The sequence below is a fragment of the Acinetobacter sp. GXMZU3951 genome (assembly GCF_054457875.1).
The window spans coordinates 24,251-39,876 of the sequence record NZ_JBTLFO010000005.1 but is presented as its reverse complement, the minus strand read 5'-3'; the positions used below and the strand labels follow the sequence as shown (position 1 = coordinate 39,876).

Sequence of the window (15,626 nt, the reverse complement as noted above, 5' to 3'; positions counted from 1 at the left end):
TTGGAAAAATAAATGACTACTTTAAAAAACCAAATAACTGAAGTTTTAAAAGCAACAATGCGTGCGAAAGAAATGGATAAGTTAACGGTCATTCGTAGTCTACAAGCCGCAATCAAGCAAATCGAAGTCGATGAGCGCAAAGAGCTTGACGATGCTCAAACTCTTGCGGTCATTGAAAAGCAAATCAAACAACGTAAAGAATCGGTTAAAGCCTTTGAAGGCGCTGGCCGTGATGATTTAGCTAGTAAAGAACAAGCCGAAATTGAAATTTTATCTCAATTTCTACCAGAAGCTATGACTGAGGAAGAGCTTGATTCTATCATTGAGCAAACTATTGCTGCTCAAGAAGCTACTAGCATGAAAGATATGGGTAAGGTGATGAACTCTCTGCGTCCGCTCATAGCCGGGCGCGCCGATCCTGCTCAAGTTTCTGCTAAAATTAAAGCAAAACTCGCATAATCTTTCCTAAAATTCCCCTCTTTATCGTTGAACTGCCTTAATAATCAATAAGACAGTTCTTAGATAACAGCTTTTAAGTCAAGTTACACTGCACATTATATTTCTTCAAAATCATCATTTCTTTTGATGACATGACTTGTTGAATGACATCCTGTTTGTTGAGATTTCGATACTGAGCATCTAGCGAACTTCTATTTTTATCCGCTGCTGTATAAAGCTGATTGACATAACGCCCCACTATGCTGCAATAACGCACCTGCTGGTCTGCCGTAAAACTGGTCTGCTGCGGACTCAATTGACCAAAAAATTGACGCATATCCGCCTTGTAGGTCTGATTAATCTTATCCACTGCAATCACATAGTCTTCAACACTAGCAACTGCTGAACCAGAGCACAGAACAAGTGAAACTGCCGCCCAAAATCGTATTTTATTTTTCATGCGAACCATTAAAAATCAAAAAAATGATTAAATGCCATCATACCGTTCTCAGTATTGCAAAACTAGCGTTGTTTATTTAATTTCAATAAAATCAGGCTTATATTGCTTATAAGCTTCTTCAGTTGGTGCTGGTATCTTGCCCGAGGTTACCGTACCTAGGCGTAGTCGAATTACATCTGGCAGGTCCACTCGATATGAAAAAATAGGACTTCCACATTCCTGACAAAATACCCGTGCTTTATTTGGACTATGAAAATATTCCTTCAGCACTTTGACCCCGCGCACAATTTCAAACAAAGACTTCTGCAATGGACTATTCCAACCCGCAAAACTGCCTTGCGCTCTCTGACAATGCAGACAATAACACAAAATCGATTTTTCAATTTCTCCATGATAGCGATAGCTCACCGTACCGCATAAACACTGCCCCTCAATCATTTTTTACTCCTTTATTCTTATCTATTATTGGTATTATTTTATTCACAGCATTAGATTTTATACTGACGCTCTTTTTGCATTTGATCAATACGTTGTTTTAATTTCTCAGACATCGCCATATTGTCTTTGGCTAACCGCTGAGCGTGTAACAACGATTTGATTGCTCCCTCTTCTGAACCACTCCAATACTCAACCTCAGCACGATAACGCAATACATTGACTGCTCTAAGTGGAGAGTCTAGATCTGCATTTGCGGCCTGCTGCAGTAAATACCAACCCGTGATATCTCTAGGATTTTGCTTCACAAAATTTTGCACCAATGTCGTCGCTTGCGCAGCTTGCTTTTGCCGAATCAATACTTCTGCCAACTTATACGCCAATGCTCGGTTTTCAGGCATAATTCGTGCGGGTGAAGCAATCGTCTGATACGCATCATCCAACTTATTTTGCCCCAAATAAATATCTGTTTGAATTAAAGTCTGCAAATTATGTAACTTTTTTTGTTTCTTCAATTGCTCAAGCTGAATTTGTGCAGCCGCAAAATCTCCCTGTTGTGCATAAAAAGCCGCTAAGGCCAACTGTCCGGCATAATCACCTTGCTTGGTTAAGGTCTGCAATTGAAGCTCGGTAGCCTGATTTGTGACCACTAGGGTATACCATTTCAAAACTTCAAAATTTTCATCGCGCATCGCACTTTTAACTTGTGGAAGCTGATTTGCACGTAATCGCGCTTCGCTCATACGCTCTGTGGTCAGAGGATGCGTTAACCAAAAATCCGGTAAAAAACTGACTCGGCTGGTGGCGCGGTGCATAACTTCAAAAAAATCAGCCATGCTTTGCGGATTATAGCCAGCAGCATACATATATTGCATCCCGATACGGTCTGCTTCTCGTTCCTGATTGCGACTATAGGTTAACTGGTTATCCAGTAAAGCTGCTTGAGAGCCCATTATTACCGCAGCACCTGCATTACCATCGGCCTGTGAAGCTACCAATGCACCAACCAGAATTCCAGCCAATGCCAGCAAACCTTGCCCCTTAAAAGCCTCTTGCGAACGACTGTAATGTCGCTGTGTCACATGAGCAATCTCGTGTGCCATCACCCCCGCAATTTCATCCATATTACGTGCAGAGGTAATCAGACCTGTATTTAAGGCAAATAATCCGCCAGGCACAGCAAATGCATTAATTTGTGCATCGTTAATCAAGACCATCCCTATGGGCTGCCCCAATTGCGTCTGACTTAAAATATTTGAAAAGACACCAAATAGCTGATCTTCCAACCAAGGATTATGCGCAACAGGCATTTGCCGCTGCACTTCCCGATACACTTTCTCGCCAATCATTTTTTCATTTTGGCGATCAATCAAACCGATACCACTTCCGATTTCAGGAACATTAAACTGAGGAGATGATGAAAAATGCGTAACATCCGCCCATGCTACATGGGAAAGTACACACAAACTACCTACAACCAAAAACCGTTTCAATGTTAAGTCTCAAAATCATCCGCGATCTGGATAAACTATAACATTGAAACTCAGTCTCATTTGCAATGATGTGTTATCAATATTTTAAAATTCTGGATTCACCAGATAGCGCGGCTGTTTACCGTGCAAAGCATCGACCAAATTACGATAAGCCAGTTCTGCCATTTTTTTACGTGTTTCTGCCGTGGCTGAGCCTACATGAGGTAAAGTCACCACATTGTCTAAAGCAAACAATTCAGAATGTTGCAGCGGTTCCTTTTCATAAACATCCAGACCTGCCGCAAAAATTTTTCGCTCCTTAAGAGCCTGAATCAATGCTTGCTCATCAATCACTGAACCACGAGCAATATTCACCAATACCGCATGTGACTGCATGAGCTCCAATTGAGCCGAAGAAATCAATGCTTTTGAGTCTGCATTTAAATCCACCGCAACCACCACAAAGTCTGATTGCTGTAACAACTGCTCCAATGAGCAATATTGCGCATTCAACGGCTGTGCCAGTTCTAATTTCTCTCGGCGACTATGGTACAGAATATTCATATTGAAACCATACAAACCACGACGGGCAATTGCAGCACCAATATTACCGAGACCAATAATCCCTAAGGTTTTCCCAAAAATATCTTGACCAAACTGCGCCTGTGAAACGGTGCGTTTCCACTCTCCCTTTTTAGTCCATTGGTCCAAATAAGGCACTTTACGCGCAGCGCTCATTAATAATGTAAAAGCGAGGTCCGCAGTCGTTTCCGTCAACACATGCGGCGTATGACTTAACCAGATATTTTTTTGGTTTAAATAGGCTACATCGTAATTGTCATAACCCACACTTACACTGGAAATAATTTTAAGTTGTTGCGCTGCGGCAAGGTTTGATTCATTTAACAATCTCCCCGCCCCAATCATGCCATCAGCATCCTGCACCTGTTGTTGAATTTGCTGATTAACATCCCCCTGTTTCGGATCAATCACCACAACCTGAAACTGTGCTTGTAAGCGTGCAAGAATTTCAGGATCAATTTGACTAAAAACAACAACTTTCTTATTCATCAGGCATCCGTGTATTTAATGATTTTTGCATAAACTGCCACAACCGTTTTTTTAAGATCGGTTGATCCAACATCTCTTGTAAGCCGGCCAAACGATGCACATCTGCCTGCTGTAAATATGGAACCGCTCCCAAAGCTATCAGATCTTTATCCACACTGATTGCATCAACAAAACCTTGCACATAACAGCCTGCACCGCGCCCATCCTGCATTTCTGCAAGTGGAAATGGCCACTTAAGCTCTGCAAATTCAGCAGGAATGGCCTGTTGAATATTCAACCAAAGCTCGGCTTGCGCTTCTGTGAGTGAGCTGGTATCCAACAGAATGGTACAGCTGGTTAAACTGATCGCCTGAATGGCAAAGGCAGCAATTTGGATTGCAGGTTCAGGTTGTAACTCAGGAGGCTGTGGCGCTATTAACTGTTCAGCTCTATTCTGTTCTGGCTCAACTTCAATAAACTGCGTGAGTTCAACTGCAATATCCTGCTTCTGCGGGGTCACCAACTCAGGTGAAACAAACACCGTTTGCGGCAATTCAAGTAAAGGCTCGGGTAATGCCTGATCACGCCACAATGTAGATGACGGTGATTGTTGCAGACGAGCAGCATGCTGAGGAATCCAAATATCAATTCCCATCGTTGCCAATATATCGCGCTGGTGCCCCATCATCTGTACATTCAACATCTCAATCTTTGACGCTATTTTAACGACATTTGCACGAATTTGCTGTGCTTTATTACAACACTCATTTATACCTATGCAGCCTAGAGCTATTGATAAATTACATAATCATTAAACTATTCTTTTTCTGCATTTGCTCTACAATTTCAGAGGTTTCGAAACCAAACCGCCAGTATAACAACTCCAAGACATCCAGCTCATCTTGGGTAATGATACGATCATTCCATAAGCACAACTCAGCAATCCCCAAGATAATTAAACGGTCTCGCAATAGCAATCCAGAAATATCATGAACAATTTCCGCCAGGTCAATTGGCTCATCTGAAATTTCTTCATAAATTTCCAATTCTTCAGGCGTTAAAATACGCTTCAGAATTTTTTCTCGCACGTCTAACTGATTATCACTGTTAATTTGCTGCACATGCAGCAAGGCATCGATCAGCCGGACAATTTGCGGTTTGACCTCATCCAATGCCGTAGGAGTATGCACTGGTAATAAATTGAGTTCTAATTTAACGCGCTCCAAAAGCAGCGCATCGAGTAATCCAATTTCACCATCTTCCTGAATAATTCGTGCCAGTTTAGTTACAAATTGGCGCGCAATAGTTGCAGGCATTCCTCCAATATTGGCGCAGGCTTCATGAAAAATGGATAAATGCACTCGCCCATCTAAATGCAACAAAGCATCAATAATCGCCCGACTGACTTCGGCTTCTGCAGGAATAAATTCACGATACTGGCGAATCATTAAAATCGCCACCATGACCTCTCTAGAGCCTGTTGCTGTTTGTAGAGCACGCTCTATCAACTCAGGACGTTGCATATTGCTGCGCACATCAGGGTTTAAGGGTTTAATCGCATCTTTAATCGCAAAACTTATTGGCGATAAGCGCAATAGTGGCAGCGGCTGCGGTGAACTCCATGGGGTATGGTATTCCGCATTAGTTTCTTCCAAGGAGCGAAACAAGCTAAATAGTGGCTGATTACGTAAACGTTTAAGATTTTCCAGCTGTAAATCTTGCACCAAACCTGGATTTAACTCATAAATACGTTGCTCAATACTCGGATGAATATTCATCCAGCTTTGTGGGCTTAAGGAGTTAGCAAAGCACATGTGTGAAATCGATTCTGAGTATTCACTATGAATTTGTGAACCAGCATGATGCACATAAATCCTCAATAGGGTTTGAATATTGGCATCATTCTGAATGAGACGTTTGGTTCTTAAATCATTTTTAAAGGTTCGGCTTCCCAAGGTGAGGTATTTAATGAAACGCGTCATTAACACCCCTAGACTACCCACCAACCAAACAACACCCCCCAAGGCCACCAAAATGGTTTCAAATTTTTGCGGCTGATCATATCCGTGCCGGCTAAAACCCAGTTTAGCCACCTTACTTCCCCACTGGCTAAACGTGGTCAAACCACTATATAAAATTTTCAGGCGAGTATTGTCTGCCGTTTCTCCAGAAAGGATTTGATTAAATTCATGACTAAGCAGCCCATACAATTCAAACTCATCTAAATTCTGTAAAGCACCCCACGTTAAAATAATCGCAATATCTCGCGGCAAAAAACCAGCGGTCAAGGCATTCACGCCAACTTCATCAGGTAAAACATAGACTGCGGGTGTATCAATTAAAAACCGTTCTGAAAGTTGTTCCGTAATTTTGAGTGCAACAAATTCTTCAGGGGTACTTTCAATTAGACTTAAACGTCTCGCACGCAATTGCTTGGCGAGCGAATGCCCACCAGAACGAAATACATAAAATTCATATAAAATTGATGAGCCAATGATCAGCAGCAACAACCCAATCACATAAGGACTCAGCTGATGCCAGACGATAGATTGCGTTTGATCAAAATAATAGACCAATAAACCAAGTACGGTATTAAGAATAAACATGGTCAACAGGACAGCCAAAGCACAAATACTGGCAGACCACAGCATATTTTTATTTTTGATCAAAAAGCCACCCATTTCTGTCAATGTAAAGTTCCTTCATTACATTGTAATTCAGCCACATCATAAATGAAAAAGGCGGGTAATACCCACCTTTTTCACGCAGAATAATTGAAAATTATTGCTCGGTCACACCGGTTAAATCTACCGATGCCGCATCGATATTTACATCAATATAACCATCTTTAGATTTTTTCGCTGAGTCATTGCGCTTCTGTTCCAATTCATCCAGATACGCAGCATCAATTCCACCAGCCACGTAAACACCATCAAATACAGAACAGTCAAATTCTTGTAAATGCGGGACTTTGCTGGTACGAATAGCTGCTTTTAGGTCTTCCAAGTCTTGGAAAATTAAGCGATCAGCTTCAATAATTTCACGAATTTCTTCAACACTGCGTTCAGAAGCAATCAGCTCTTTTTTCGCAGGCATATCAATACCGTAAACGTTTGGATATTTCACCATTGGCGCTGCCGAAGCGAAGAATACTTTTTTCGCACCTGCATCACGTGCCATTTGAATGATTTCATTACACGTCGTACCACGTACAATCGAGTCATCTACCAGCAAAACATTTTTGCCTTTAAACTCAAGCTCTACAGGGTTGAGTTTTTGACGAACCGATTTTTTGCGTTGCTGCTGACCTGGCATAATGAAGGTACGACCGATATAACGGTTCTTCATAAATCCTTCACGGAATTTTACACCCAAGGTGTTTGCCAATTCTAAAGCTGAAGTGCGTGATGTATCTGGAATTGGAATCACCACATCAATATCATGCTCCTCACCCCATTCGCTCAAAATTTTGTGCGCTAACTTCTCACCCATTTTCAAACGCGCTTTATAGACAGAAATACCGTCAATCGTTGCATCTGGGCGAGCAAAATACACATATTCAAAAATACATGGACGATATTCTGGGTTTTTAGCACATTGCTGTGTGAACATTTCCCCATTGGCATTAATAAAAATTGCTTCACCTGGCGCAATATCACGCTCCACTTTAAAGCCAAGTGCAGTAATCGCAACAGACTCCGAAGCAATAATATATTCTTTCTCACCGGTTTCAATTTCACGCGAACCATAAATCAGTGGACGAATACCATTTGGATCACGGAAGCCCACAAGCCCCTGACCCGTAATCATCGCTACAACACCATAAGCACCTTTACAACGCTCATGTACACGTGAAACTACATGGAAAATATCTTCTGGAGTTGGCTCTAATTTGCTACGTTTTTGCAACTCATGTGCAAACGCATTCAATAATACTTCAGAGTCAGAATCGGTATTCATGTGACGTAAATCTGTTTTAAACAAATCATCATGAATTTCTTCAGCATTGGTTAAGTTACCATTGTGTGCCAAAGTAATACCGTAAGGTGAGTTTACATAAAAAGGTTGAGCCTCAGCACTGCTCGATGAGCCTGCTGTAGGATAACGCACATGACCAATACCGTAATTACCTAGTAATGCACGCATGTGACGGGTATGAAATACATCACGTACCATGCCATTGTCTTTGCGAAGAAATAAACGTCCTTCGTGGCAAGTTACGATCCCAGCTGCATCTTGTCCACGATGTTGTAACATCGTTAATGCATCAAACAACATTTGGTTAACGGGTGATTTACCAGCTATACCAACAACTCCACACATAGCAACCTCGCAGACAAGCTAGGATTAATAAAAAGGATTATTTGTTGAGTTGCCTGAACGCGAATGATCTTTTTGCGTTGGTTCAGACAAGGAGTGGGAAGATTGCTGAGCACCTTCCGACTGAATATGTTCAAGCGCTTCGTGCGCTGCATCTTTTGACATTTGGGCAGCCCATGGTGCATAAGGCAATAATGATTGCACCATTTTAGATTGCTTCCAATGCGGAGAACTTTCTACCCATGGACTCAGGCCCTGCATGGTAATTAGAACCACCAACAACCCCTTCAGCGTACCAAATGCACCACCCGCAAGGCGGTTCAAAGGTCCCAACTTCAAGCTGCTGAGCAAACCATTTAATAGTGCCGTAGCCAACCACGTCAGTACAATAATGACCAATACAATAAAGGCAAATGCTGCTATTTTCTGAACCACTGGATCTTGACTGAGCACACTCATTGAGGGAGCAATGATAGCGGCATATTTAGCACCAACAATGAGTGCAAAAATCCAACCCACCAAGTTCGCAAAGGCTTTAAAAAATCCTTGTCGCAAACCGTTTAGCCCTCCAATGAGCAAAATGATCAGTATGAAGATATCAATGGTATTCATTTTGCAAGCATAGCATCAACACAATCTTTAATCAGCTTTGGTCCTGTATATATGAGGCCACTATACACTTGTACAAGTGTTGCCCCTGCATTTTGCTTAATCAGTGCTTGTTCACCAGCTAGAATCCCGCCTACCCCGATTAATGGGACTTGACCATTCAAGGCTTGCGCAAAAGCCGACAAACAAGCTGTGCTCTTTTCAAATACTGGTGCACCAGAAAGACCACCTGCTTCATCACCTTGAGGTAGATTTTCTACACCTTCACGGGATAGCGTCGTATTGGTGACAATCAAACCATCAATTTTGTTTGCAATCAGTTGCTGTGAAATAAAAGCAATATCTTCTGGAGTTAAATCTGGCGCAACTTTCAAGACCAAAGGCACATAATGCTGATGCTCATCCGCCAATTCAAGCTGACGTTTCTTTAAAGTCACCAACAATTCGGTCAGTGCATCACCGCTTTGCAAGCTGCGTAGGTTTTTGGTATTTGGAGATGAGATATTAACGGTGACATATGAAGCGTAGTTATAGACTTTTTCCAAGCAGATTAAATAATCATCTACTGCTTTTTCTACAGGGGTATCGGCATTTTTACCAATATTAATCCCTAATACACCTTTAAATTTGGAAGCTTTGACATTTTCAATCAGCTTGTCCACACCATCGTTATTAAAACCCATACGGTTAATAATCGCTTGTGCTTGCGGCAAACGGAAAAGACGTGGTTTTGGATTACCTGCTTGAGGACGCGGTGTAATGGTACCAATTTCGATAAACCCAAAGCCTAGACTAGCCAAGGCGTCGATATAAGCACCATTTTTATCTAAGCCAGCAGCCAAACCTACAGGATTTGGGAATTCAATCCCCATGCAGGTCACAGGTTTTGCCGCAACACTTTGTCGCATCAAGCCCATCACATGAGCTGATTTTAGCAAGGATAATGTGAGCTCATGTGCACGCTCTGGTGCTAAAGAAAACAACAAAGGGCGGGCTAGAGAATACAACATATCTAGAAAAGTCTACTGCTTTTTAAGTCGGTACATTATAGGCATAGCCCACTCAAAACACCATGCTTGGCAACTGTTTATTTTGACCTATTATTGTACTGTCGCTGTTAATTTAATCTGCCCTGCGGTTGACTGAAGTTCCATTTTTTCAATGCTTAAACCCATCTGTGCCAATTGAGTCAGGAAATTGGCCAAAACAGAATAGTTCGCATGAGTTATAACAACTTGAATTTGCTCACCCATTTGCTGTGATGCAACACCCAAGCCTTGCTGCTGGGCAACACGTTGCACTTTTTCCGCAGCACTAAGTTGCACATCACCCGCGGGTTTCATGGTAACCGCATTGCTTTGCATCCATACCACCAAATCCTTCAACTCGCTGACACGCTGCTGTTGATACTCAGCAGCCTTATGCATATACCATAAGGCTGAGCCAAGCGCGGCAAATAACACAAAAATGATGGTAAAAATGACCATGACACGCTCACGAACAGACAAGCGCTCTAAGTATTGGGCAAATTGCTCATAAGCAGAATCGAATGAGTTGCTCACTTTTTCTAATACTTTCATTATTGTATTTTCACCGATCCAATCACACCCGCACCATTCGGCTGAATATTTCCAAGTTCAACCTTAAAACCCTGTTGACTCAGCTGCTGGGTCAAATTTTGCAATATTGCAGATGAACTGGCCTTTAAATCCAGATTTAATCCTGCTGTATCAGAATAGACACGATCCGCAATAATCTTGTTTTGCATTAAAATCGGACCGACCCGACTTAACAACTGCAAGCTGTTATTCTGCCCGATTTGATTGCTTCTCATTTGAAACTCAAACTGGCTTTTCAAGGTTTGTTCAGTTACAGGATAATTTTGCCCAAACCAGTATTTAAATTGAGTAACGGCTTGCTGGGCAGTTTCATCTGCGACCTTTTTGTTTTTATACCAACGACTAGCATCGTAACCAAACTGCACCACCAATAGAGCCAATGCCACCGCTCCACAGGCTTTCCAGTACCCCGAAAGGTTCGATTCCGACTTAAGCTTAGGCAAAACATTAAAAGGATGCTGCTTTGGTTTTTTTAACGGTGTAAAAACATAGTCAAAATGACTGATCTGATCTTGAGTTACACGCGCCTCTAAAGCTTCATGCTGCCTATCATTTAGATGCGCTATATGGTAGTGGCGATTGGCATTCTGATAATCCAAATACAAAGATAAATCATCAACAGAGCAACCCAAATACTCATTTTCACGAGCTAGTAAACGCCCATGCAAATTTAAGAGCACTGTTTGATCAGGTTGTTCTGGTTGAGGCACTGCATAAAAATCTGGAATAAGTACAGCAATTTTCACCGGCAATAATGCCAGCGAATGCTGTAGTGTTTCGACCAAATGCTGTGAGACCCCAAGCAGCGTTAATTGATCTGGATTTTGAAACTGATGCAATACCTTCATACTATCAATTGGAAAAACAATATATTCCTCCAAAAGATATTTAATCCCCTCTTGCCCCAATTGCTTGTACTGCACTTTATTGAGGTTATGTTGCAGCATCTGTATATGCCGACTCGGAAAGAACACGGTTGCTTCTTGAGTGGCAAACGGTTTTAAGTCTTGAATCAATTGCTCCAAACTTAATGCCGAGTGCCAAGTTTCCCCTGCTGACCACTGCCATGCGTCATTGGCTTCTGGCATCCATATATACAACATTTATTTTTATCTGCCGTTTTAAATCTTTTTAAGCCTTAGGAATGAATTGCTTTTTCAGCGTAGACAGCCCAGCCGCAATGACCGTTTGATCATAGCAACGCGCTTCTGCAAGTGCAAAAGGATGAAATGGCTCAGAGGTAAGCACTTCTTCTATATGTGCCACAACATTCATATGACACACCACCACAATCGACTCATAAGGTAAATGAGACAACCATTCAACAGCAACCTGCGCATCATCATCCGGTTTAATTGCATTGCACAATAAAACGGGCACACCTTTAAAATAAGTCTGAATATGCGCCAAGGTTTCTTGCGCCCTTAATAATGGACTAACAATAAAAATATCAGGTTGCACTAAATCTTTTAAGAAATCTGCAGTTTCTTGAGCTTGTTGATGACCACGCGCTGTCAATGGACGTTTAAGATCATTACCATCAATAGGTGGCGAAGCTTCACCATGACGGACTAATGTAAGCAACATAATATTTCCTTATTATTTCAGAGCACTCAACCGATGTTTTAAAAATAGTTGGTGCTCATTTATGAAGTATATACAGTATTTATGACAATTCTAATGCATTCAATGAATTAAACTTAAACCGCATGATGTGGCAAAACAAACTCCACATCACTACGATGTCCATTTTTCATTAAGGATACCGCAATAGATAACGGTGGAGCCCCTTCAAAAATCACATCATATAAAGCACAAGTAATTGGCATATAGACATCGAGTTCCTGAGCACGTGCTTTCACCTGAACCACGGTATTAATTCCTTCCGCGGTTTGTCCAAGTTCTTTGGTGGCCTGTTCTAACGTTTTACCCTTACCCAAGGCATAACCGATCTGATAATTGCGACTCAAAGGGCTATTACAAGTGGCGAATAAATCACCAACCCCCGACAAGCCCAAGAATGTTAGCGGGTTTGCGCCGAGTTTTACCGCAAAACGACTCATTTCTGCCAAAGCACGGGTTAGAATCATACTCTTGGTATTTTCTCCCACGTTAAAAGCAGCAGCCATGCCCATAGCGACCGCATAAATATTTTTTAATGCGCCACCCAATTCAACGCCATGCACATCATCACTTGCAAAAACACGGAATAAAGCACTATGTAAAGCCTGTTGCACTGCATAACGCACTAGCTCAGAATCACTCGCAATGACTGTACCAGCTGGTTGTCCGGCAACAATCTCTTTGGCTAAATTAGGCCCCGAAAGCACACCAAAAGGCACTTCTGGCAATTCTTGCTGAATAATATCGCTCATAAAACAAAAGGTATTTGCTTCAATACCCTTGGTTAAAGAGATCACGGCTTGCGAACTAATATAGGGACGAATTTGCTTCAGAACGTCACGGAACGAATGACTCGGAATCGCCACCAAGATAATATCTCGATCTCGAACGGCTTTTTCTACATCTGAAACAGCAACCAGACCTGGTTCTAGTTGAAAATCTGGCAAATAACGCTGATTGATATGCGTACGATTAATTTCATCGGCAATAGCCTCATCACGAATCCAAATCATGGTGTCACAACCATTTCGTACTGCTGTATTTGCCATTGCAGTACCAAAACTACCACCACCCAATACGGTCACTCGTAATGCCGTTTTACGGTCAATTACAACAGGTTCAACCAAGTCACTAAAATTTAATTCAGACATTTATTTTTATATCCTAAAGCGTATTTCAAACTTATTTATTCCAATAACTCACATATTGTTCGGTATGAATTTCAGCACGCGCTGGAATCGCTTTGGCTGCTGTTCCAATATAAATAATACCAGAAACAAGATCTTGCGCTGTGAGGCCCAAGGCCTGTTTTAACAAGGTAGATTCAACCACCGCCCCACTCCGCCACATAGTCGAAAAACCTTGTGCTTGCAAAGACAGTAAGAAATTTTCAATGGCAGCACCAGTACTTAACGTCTGCTCAAAATAAGGAACTTTGGCGTGATCCTTAAACTGCGTTAAGGCCAAAACCAACACTGGCGCTCGAAATGGATGCTGCTTCACGCGATCTAATTGGACTGGATCTTGCTCACCAAGATCTGCGAGTGCATCTGATAACAATTGACCAAAAGCGGCTCTTTGTTCAGGCTCAATCACCACAAATCTGGTCGGCTTTAAGCGATGATGATCGGGTGCAGTCAATGCCGCTTGAAAAGCAAGTTCAAGTTGAGCTGCATTTGGAGCAGGCTCAACAAGATGTCCGATAGACTGACGTTGATGAATATTTTGGTGAATAAGGTCTGCTGTTAAATCCGTCATCGACTTTGAGATCTATACATTAATACTCCTGCAAGAGTATCACAATATTTTCATAATGCTCTAGCAGACTGAATAAATTGTCTTTATCGGCATTTTTTCACACAGCAGTAAAATAAAGCAGCACTTTTTATACATCTTCTTTGGTCATTATCATGAACACTATGTTGCAGTACTTCACTACAAAATGGGGAAAACATGAACAATAAATTTGTCTTGAGTGCAGCTATTTTAGGCTCAATTTTACTATCTGCATGTGCCACAACACCGACATCATCCACGGTAATTCAAAAAGAAAATAACCAATTTGAGGTTACCGGTCTGGGTAAAACCAGCATTATTTCCAAAAACAATGCGGTCGCAGCAGCCAATAAAACCTGCAAAAACTCAACGCCAATCGTGGTGAGTGAAAAAACCGAATACAATGGTTCGCTCAAAGGTGTAGTTGATGACCAAACAGGTCAAATGATTCAAGCAGCTGCTGATGTAATTGGCAGTATTGCAGGCACCAATACCAGCATTTCAAAAGATACCGATTATCAAACCGTTGTGACTTTTTACTGCAAAGCCAATTAAGTCCAACACTCAAAAGAAATCCATAAAAAAAGGCTAGTATTTACTAGCCTTTTTCTCGTTTGTAGCAAAAATTAGCAATAACCTTCCAAACGAGTTAACGGTAATTTCTGTCCAATCGCTTTTTCAATCTCTGGCAAATGAAATGCATCATCTTCTGAAAGGAAGCTAATGCTTACCCCACGTGTTCCTGCACGCCCCGTACGGCCAATACGGTGTACGTAATCATCCGACTGTTCAGGTAAGGTAAAATTCACTACATGCGACACGCCATCAACATGAATACCACGACCCGCCACATCGGTGGCAATCATGATGTTGTGCTTACCATGTTTAAACTGGTCTAGCATTTTGAGTCGCTTGTCTTGGGCAATTTCACCAGACAACATCACAACTTTATAACCATCACGCTTCAAGGTGTCATATAACTTACGGACTTGATCACGACGATTGGCAAAAATCATGACTTTTTCAATTGGCTCATCACGCAAGATATCTTGTAGCAATTTATATTTATCCGTCTTCGCGACCATATATACACGTTGCTCAACATCAGCATTGGTCTTCTTTTCTGGCTCAATTTCCACAGTTACCGGTTCAAACAACCACTGTTGTGCCAAATTCAAAACATCATAGCTAAAAGTCGCAGAGAACATGAGAGTTTGGCGCTGCTCTTTACGCGGAGAATAACGCACAATACGTTTCACCGAAGGAATAAAGCCCATATCCAATAAACGGTCGGCTTCATCAATCACTAAAAACTCGATTTGATCGAGCCATACTTCTTTTTGTTCAACGAAATCTATCAGACGACCTGGTGTCGCCACAATAATATCGACAAAATTTTTGTCGAGCTGTGCTTTTTGCTTATCGAAATCTACACCACCCAACAAAGTCACCAAATGCAGATCGGTAAATTTAGTGAGATGTTTCGCATCACTCTCGATTTGTAAAGCTAACTCACGTGTTGGAGCTAAAATCAGTGCACGTGGCTCACCACGAAAACGCTGCTCTTTAATTGGATTGTTCAGCAAGTCATTAATCACACTCACCAAAAATGCAGCAGTTTTGCCTGTTCCTGTTTGTGCACGCCCAATCGCATCATGTCCAGCCAAAGTAAACTTCAGTACCTTCTGCTGGATTGGTGTCATTTCCTTAAACCCCAAAGCATCAATCGCTTGTTTAAGTTGAGGATGTAAATTTAGGGTTTCAAAACCAGATGACATAAATACTTGCTCAAACTAATGAATAAAGAAAAGACGAGGGCTTATT

Annotated in this window: 17 protein-coding genes; 2 read left to right on the top strand and 15 right to left on the bottom strand. The window is 41.7% G+C overall.

All coding sequences use genetic code 11. The annotated features are described in order from the left end of the window. The first annotated feature begins 12 nt into the window (after window positions 1-12). Window positions 13-459, top strand: a complete 447-nt coding sequence (locus ACX17N_RS09260) for a GatB/YqeY domain-containing protein (protein WP_458892288.1) — start codon at window positions 13-15, stop codon at window positions 457-459. A gap of 73 nt (window positions 460-532) precedes the next feature. On the opposite strand, the gene ACX17N_RS09255 is transcribed toward ACX17N_RS09260, so the two are convergent. From ACX17N_RS09255 to ACX17N_RS09190, 14 genes are all read right to left on the bottom strand, one after another. Next, complete coding sequence (locus tag ACX17N_RS09255; RefSeq protein ID WP_458892287.1) at window positions 533-898, bottom strand: hypothetical protein; 366 nt, start codon at window positions 896-898, stop codon at window positions 533-535. Window positions 899-970: 72 nt separating this feature from the next. Continuing rightward, window positions 971-1,336, bottom strand: a complete 366-nt coding sequence (locus ACX17N_RS09250; RefSeq protein WP_458892286.1) for a GFA family protein — start codon at window positions 1,334-1,336, stop codon at window positions 971-973. Between the two features lie 50 nt (window positions 1,337-1,386). Further along, a complete protein-coding gene (locus tag ACX17N_RS09245; protein WP_458892471.1) occupies window positions 1,387-2,799 on the bottom strand; it encodes a M48 family metalloprotease in 1,413 nt (470 codons plus the stop codon). A 111-nt stretch (window positions 2,800-2,910) separates the two neighbouring features. Beyond that, a complete protein-coding gene (locus ACX17N_RS09240) occupies window positions 2,911-3,876 on the bottom strand; it encodes a 2-hydroxyacid dehydrogenase (protein WP_458892285.1) in 966 nt (321 codons plus the stop codon). After that, window positions 3,869-4,558, bottom strand: a complete 690-nt coding sequence (locus ACX17N_RS09235; RefSeq protein WP_458892284.1) for a hypothetical protein — start codon at window positions 4,556-4,558, stop codon at window positions 3,869-3,871. The genes ACX17N_RS09240 and ACX17N_RS09235 overlap by 8 nt, the downstream gene beginning before the upstream one ends. A gap of 97 nt (window positions 4,559-4,655) precedes the next feature. After that, the gene (locus ACX17N_RS09230; RefSeq protein WP_458892470.1) at window positions 4,656-6,536 is read right to left on the bottom strand and encodes a M48 family metalloprotease; all 1,881 of its coding nucleotides are present in this window, start codon (window positions 6,534-6,536) and stop codon (window positions 4,656-4,658) included. Between the two features lie 100 nt (window positions 6,537-6,636). Further along, on the bottom strand, window positions 6,637-8,178 hold the full coding sequence (purF, locus tag ACX17N_RS09225; RefSeq protein ID WP_458892283.1) for an amidophosphoribosyltransferase: 1,542 nt from the start codon (window positions 8,176-8,178) through the stop codon (window positions 6,637-6,639). 24 nt (window positions 8,179-8,202) lie between these two features. Next, entirely contained in the window at window positions 8,203-8,787 is a 585-nt protein-coding gene (locus ACX17N_RS09220; protein WP_458892282.1) for a CvpA family protein, read from the bottom strand. Continuing rightward, window positions 8,784-9,794 (bottom strand): quinone-dependent dihydroorotate dehydrogenase, encoded by a 1,011-nt coding sequence (locus tag ACX17N_RS09215; RefSeq protein ID WP_458892281.1) that lies wholly within the window; start codon window positions 9,792-9,794, stop codon window positions 8,784-8,786. The genes ACX17N_RS09220 and ACX17N_RS09215 overlap by 4 nt, the downstream gene beginning before the upstream one ends. 90 nt (window positions 9,795-9,884) lie before the next feature. Then, window positions 9,885-10,364 carry a type II secretion system protein GspM gene (gene gspM, locus ACX17N_RS09210; protein WP_458892280.1) on the bottom strand — a complete coding sequence of 160 codons (480 nt, stop codon included), beginning with the start codon at window positions 10,362-10,364 and terminating at the stop codon, window positions 9,885-9,887. Beyond that, complete coding sequence (gspL, locus tag ACX17N_RS09205; RefSeq protein WP_458892279.1) at window positions 10,364-11,506, bottom strand: type II secretion system protein GspL; 1,143 nt, start codon at window positions 11,504-11,506, stop codon at window positions 10,364-10,366. The genes gspM and gspL overlap by 1 nt, the downstream gene beginning before the upstream one ends. 28 nt (window positions 11,507-11,534) lie before the next feature. Beyond that, window positions 11,535-11,990, bottom strand: a complete 456-nt coding sequence (locus tag ACX17N_RS09200; protein WP_458892278.1) for a SixA phosphatase family protein — start codon at window positions 11,988-11,990, stop codon at window positions 11,535-11,537. A gap of 113 nt (window positions 11,991-12,103) precedes the next feature. After that, window positions 12,104-13,177, bottom strand: coding sequence for an NAD(P)H-dependent glycerol-3-phosphate dehydrogenase (locus tag ACX17N_RS09195; protein WP_458892277.1), 1,074 nt, complete (start codon window positions 13,175-13,177; stop codon window positions 12,104-12,106). Between the two features lie 31 nt (window positions 13,178-13,208). Further along, entirely contained in the window at window positions 13,209-13,784 is a 576-nt protein-coding gene (locus tag ACX17N_RS09190) for a nitroreductase family protein (protein ID WP_458892276.1), read from the bottom strand. A 195-nt stretch (window positions 13,785-13,979) separates the two neighbouring features. Between ACX17N_RS09190 and ACX17N_RS09185 the strand changes: the two genes are divergently transcribed. Further along, on the top strand, window positions 13,980-14,357 hold the full coding sequence (locus ACX17N_RS09185; RefSeq protein WP_458892275.1) for a hypothetical protein: 378 nt from the start codon (window positions 13,980-13,982) through the stop codon (window positions 14,355-14,357). A 71-nt stretch (window positions 14,358-14,428) separates the two neighbouring features. On the opposite strand, the gene rhlB is transcribed toward ACX17N_RS09185, so the two are convergent. Then, window positions 14,429-15,580, bottom strand: coding sequence for an ATP-dependent RNA helicase RhlB (gene rhlB / locus ACX17N_RS09180; RefSeq protein WP_458892274.1), 1,152 nt, complete (start codon window positions 15,578-15,580; stop codon window positions 14,429-14,431). Window positions 15,581-15,626 lie beyond the last annotated feature (46 nt).

Excerpts from the sequence above, each read along its gene's own strand:
- ACX17N_RS09235 (WP_458892284.1), bottom strand. The coding sequence starts at position 4,558 with ATGTTGAATGTACAGATGATGGGGCACCAGCGCGATATATTGGCAACG.
- gspM (WP_458892280.1), bottom strand. The coding sequence starts at position 10,364 with ATGAAAGTATTAGAAAAAGTGAGCAACTCATTCGATTCTGCTTATGAG.
- ACX17N_RS09200 (WP_458892278.1), bottom strand. The coding sequence starts at position 11,990 with ATGTTGCTTACATTAGTCCGTCATGGTGAAGCTTCGCCACCTATTGAT.
- ACX17N_RS09260 (WP_458892288.1), top strand. The coding sequence starts at position 13 with ATGACTACTTTAAAAAACCAAATAACTGAAGTTTTAAAAGCAACAATG.
- ACX17N_RS09185 (WP_458892275.1), top strand. The coding sequence starts at position 13,980 with ATGAACAATAAATTTGTCTTGAGTGCAGCTATTTTAGGCTCAATTTTA.
- ACX17N_RS09250 (WP_458892286.1), bottom strand. The coding sequence starts at position 1,336 with ATGATTGAGGGGCAGTGTTTATGCGGTACGGTGAGCTATCGCTATCAT.
- gspL (WP_458892279.1), bottom strand. The coding sequence starts at position 11,506 with ATGTTGTATATATGGATGCCAGAAGCCAATGACGCATGGCAGTGGTCA.
- ACX17N_RS09255 (WP_458892287.1), bottom strand. The coding sequence starts at position 898 with ATGAAAAATAAAATACGATTTTGGGCGGCAGTTTCACTTGTTCTGTGC.
- ACX17N_RS09190 (WP_458892276.1), bottom strand. The coding sequence starts at position 13,784 with ATGACGGATTTAACAGCAGACCTTATTCACCAAAATATTCATCAACGT.
- ACX17N_RS09230 (WP_458892470.1), bottom strand. The coding sequence starts at position 6,536 with ATGGGTGGCTTTTTGATCAAAAATAAAAATATGCTGTGGTCTGCCAGT.
- rhlB (WP_458892274.1), bottom strand. The coding sequence starts at position 15,580 with ATGTCATCTGGTTTTGAAACCCTAAATTTACATCCTCAACTTAAACAA.
- purF (WP_458892283.1), bottom strand. The coding sequence starts at position 8,178 with ATGTGTGGAGTTGTTGGTATAGCTGGTAAATCACCCGTTAACCAAATG.
- ACX17N_RS09240 (WP_458892285.1), bottom strand. The coding sequence starts at position 3,876 with ATGAATAAGAAAGTTGTTGTTTTTAGTCAAATTGATCCTGAAATTCTT.
- ACX17N_RS09215 (WP_458892281.1), bottom strand. The coding sequence starts at position 9,794 with ATGTTGTATTCTCTAGCCCGCCCTTTGTTGTTTTCTTTAGCACCAGAG.
- ACX17N_RS09195 (WP_458892277.1), bottom strand. The coding sequence starts at position 13,177 with ATGTCTGAATTAAATTTTAGTGACTTGGTTGAACCTGTTGTAATTGAC.
- ACX17N_RS09220 (WP_458892282.1), bottom strand. The coding sequence starts at position 8,787 with ATGAATACCATTGATATCTTCATACTGATCATTTTGCTCATTGGAGGG.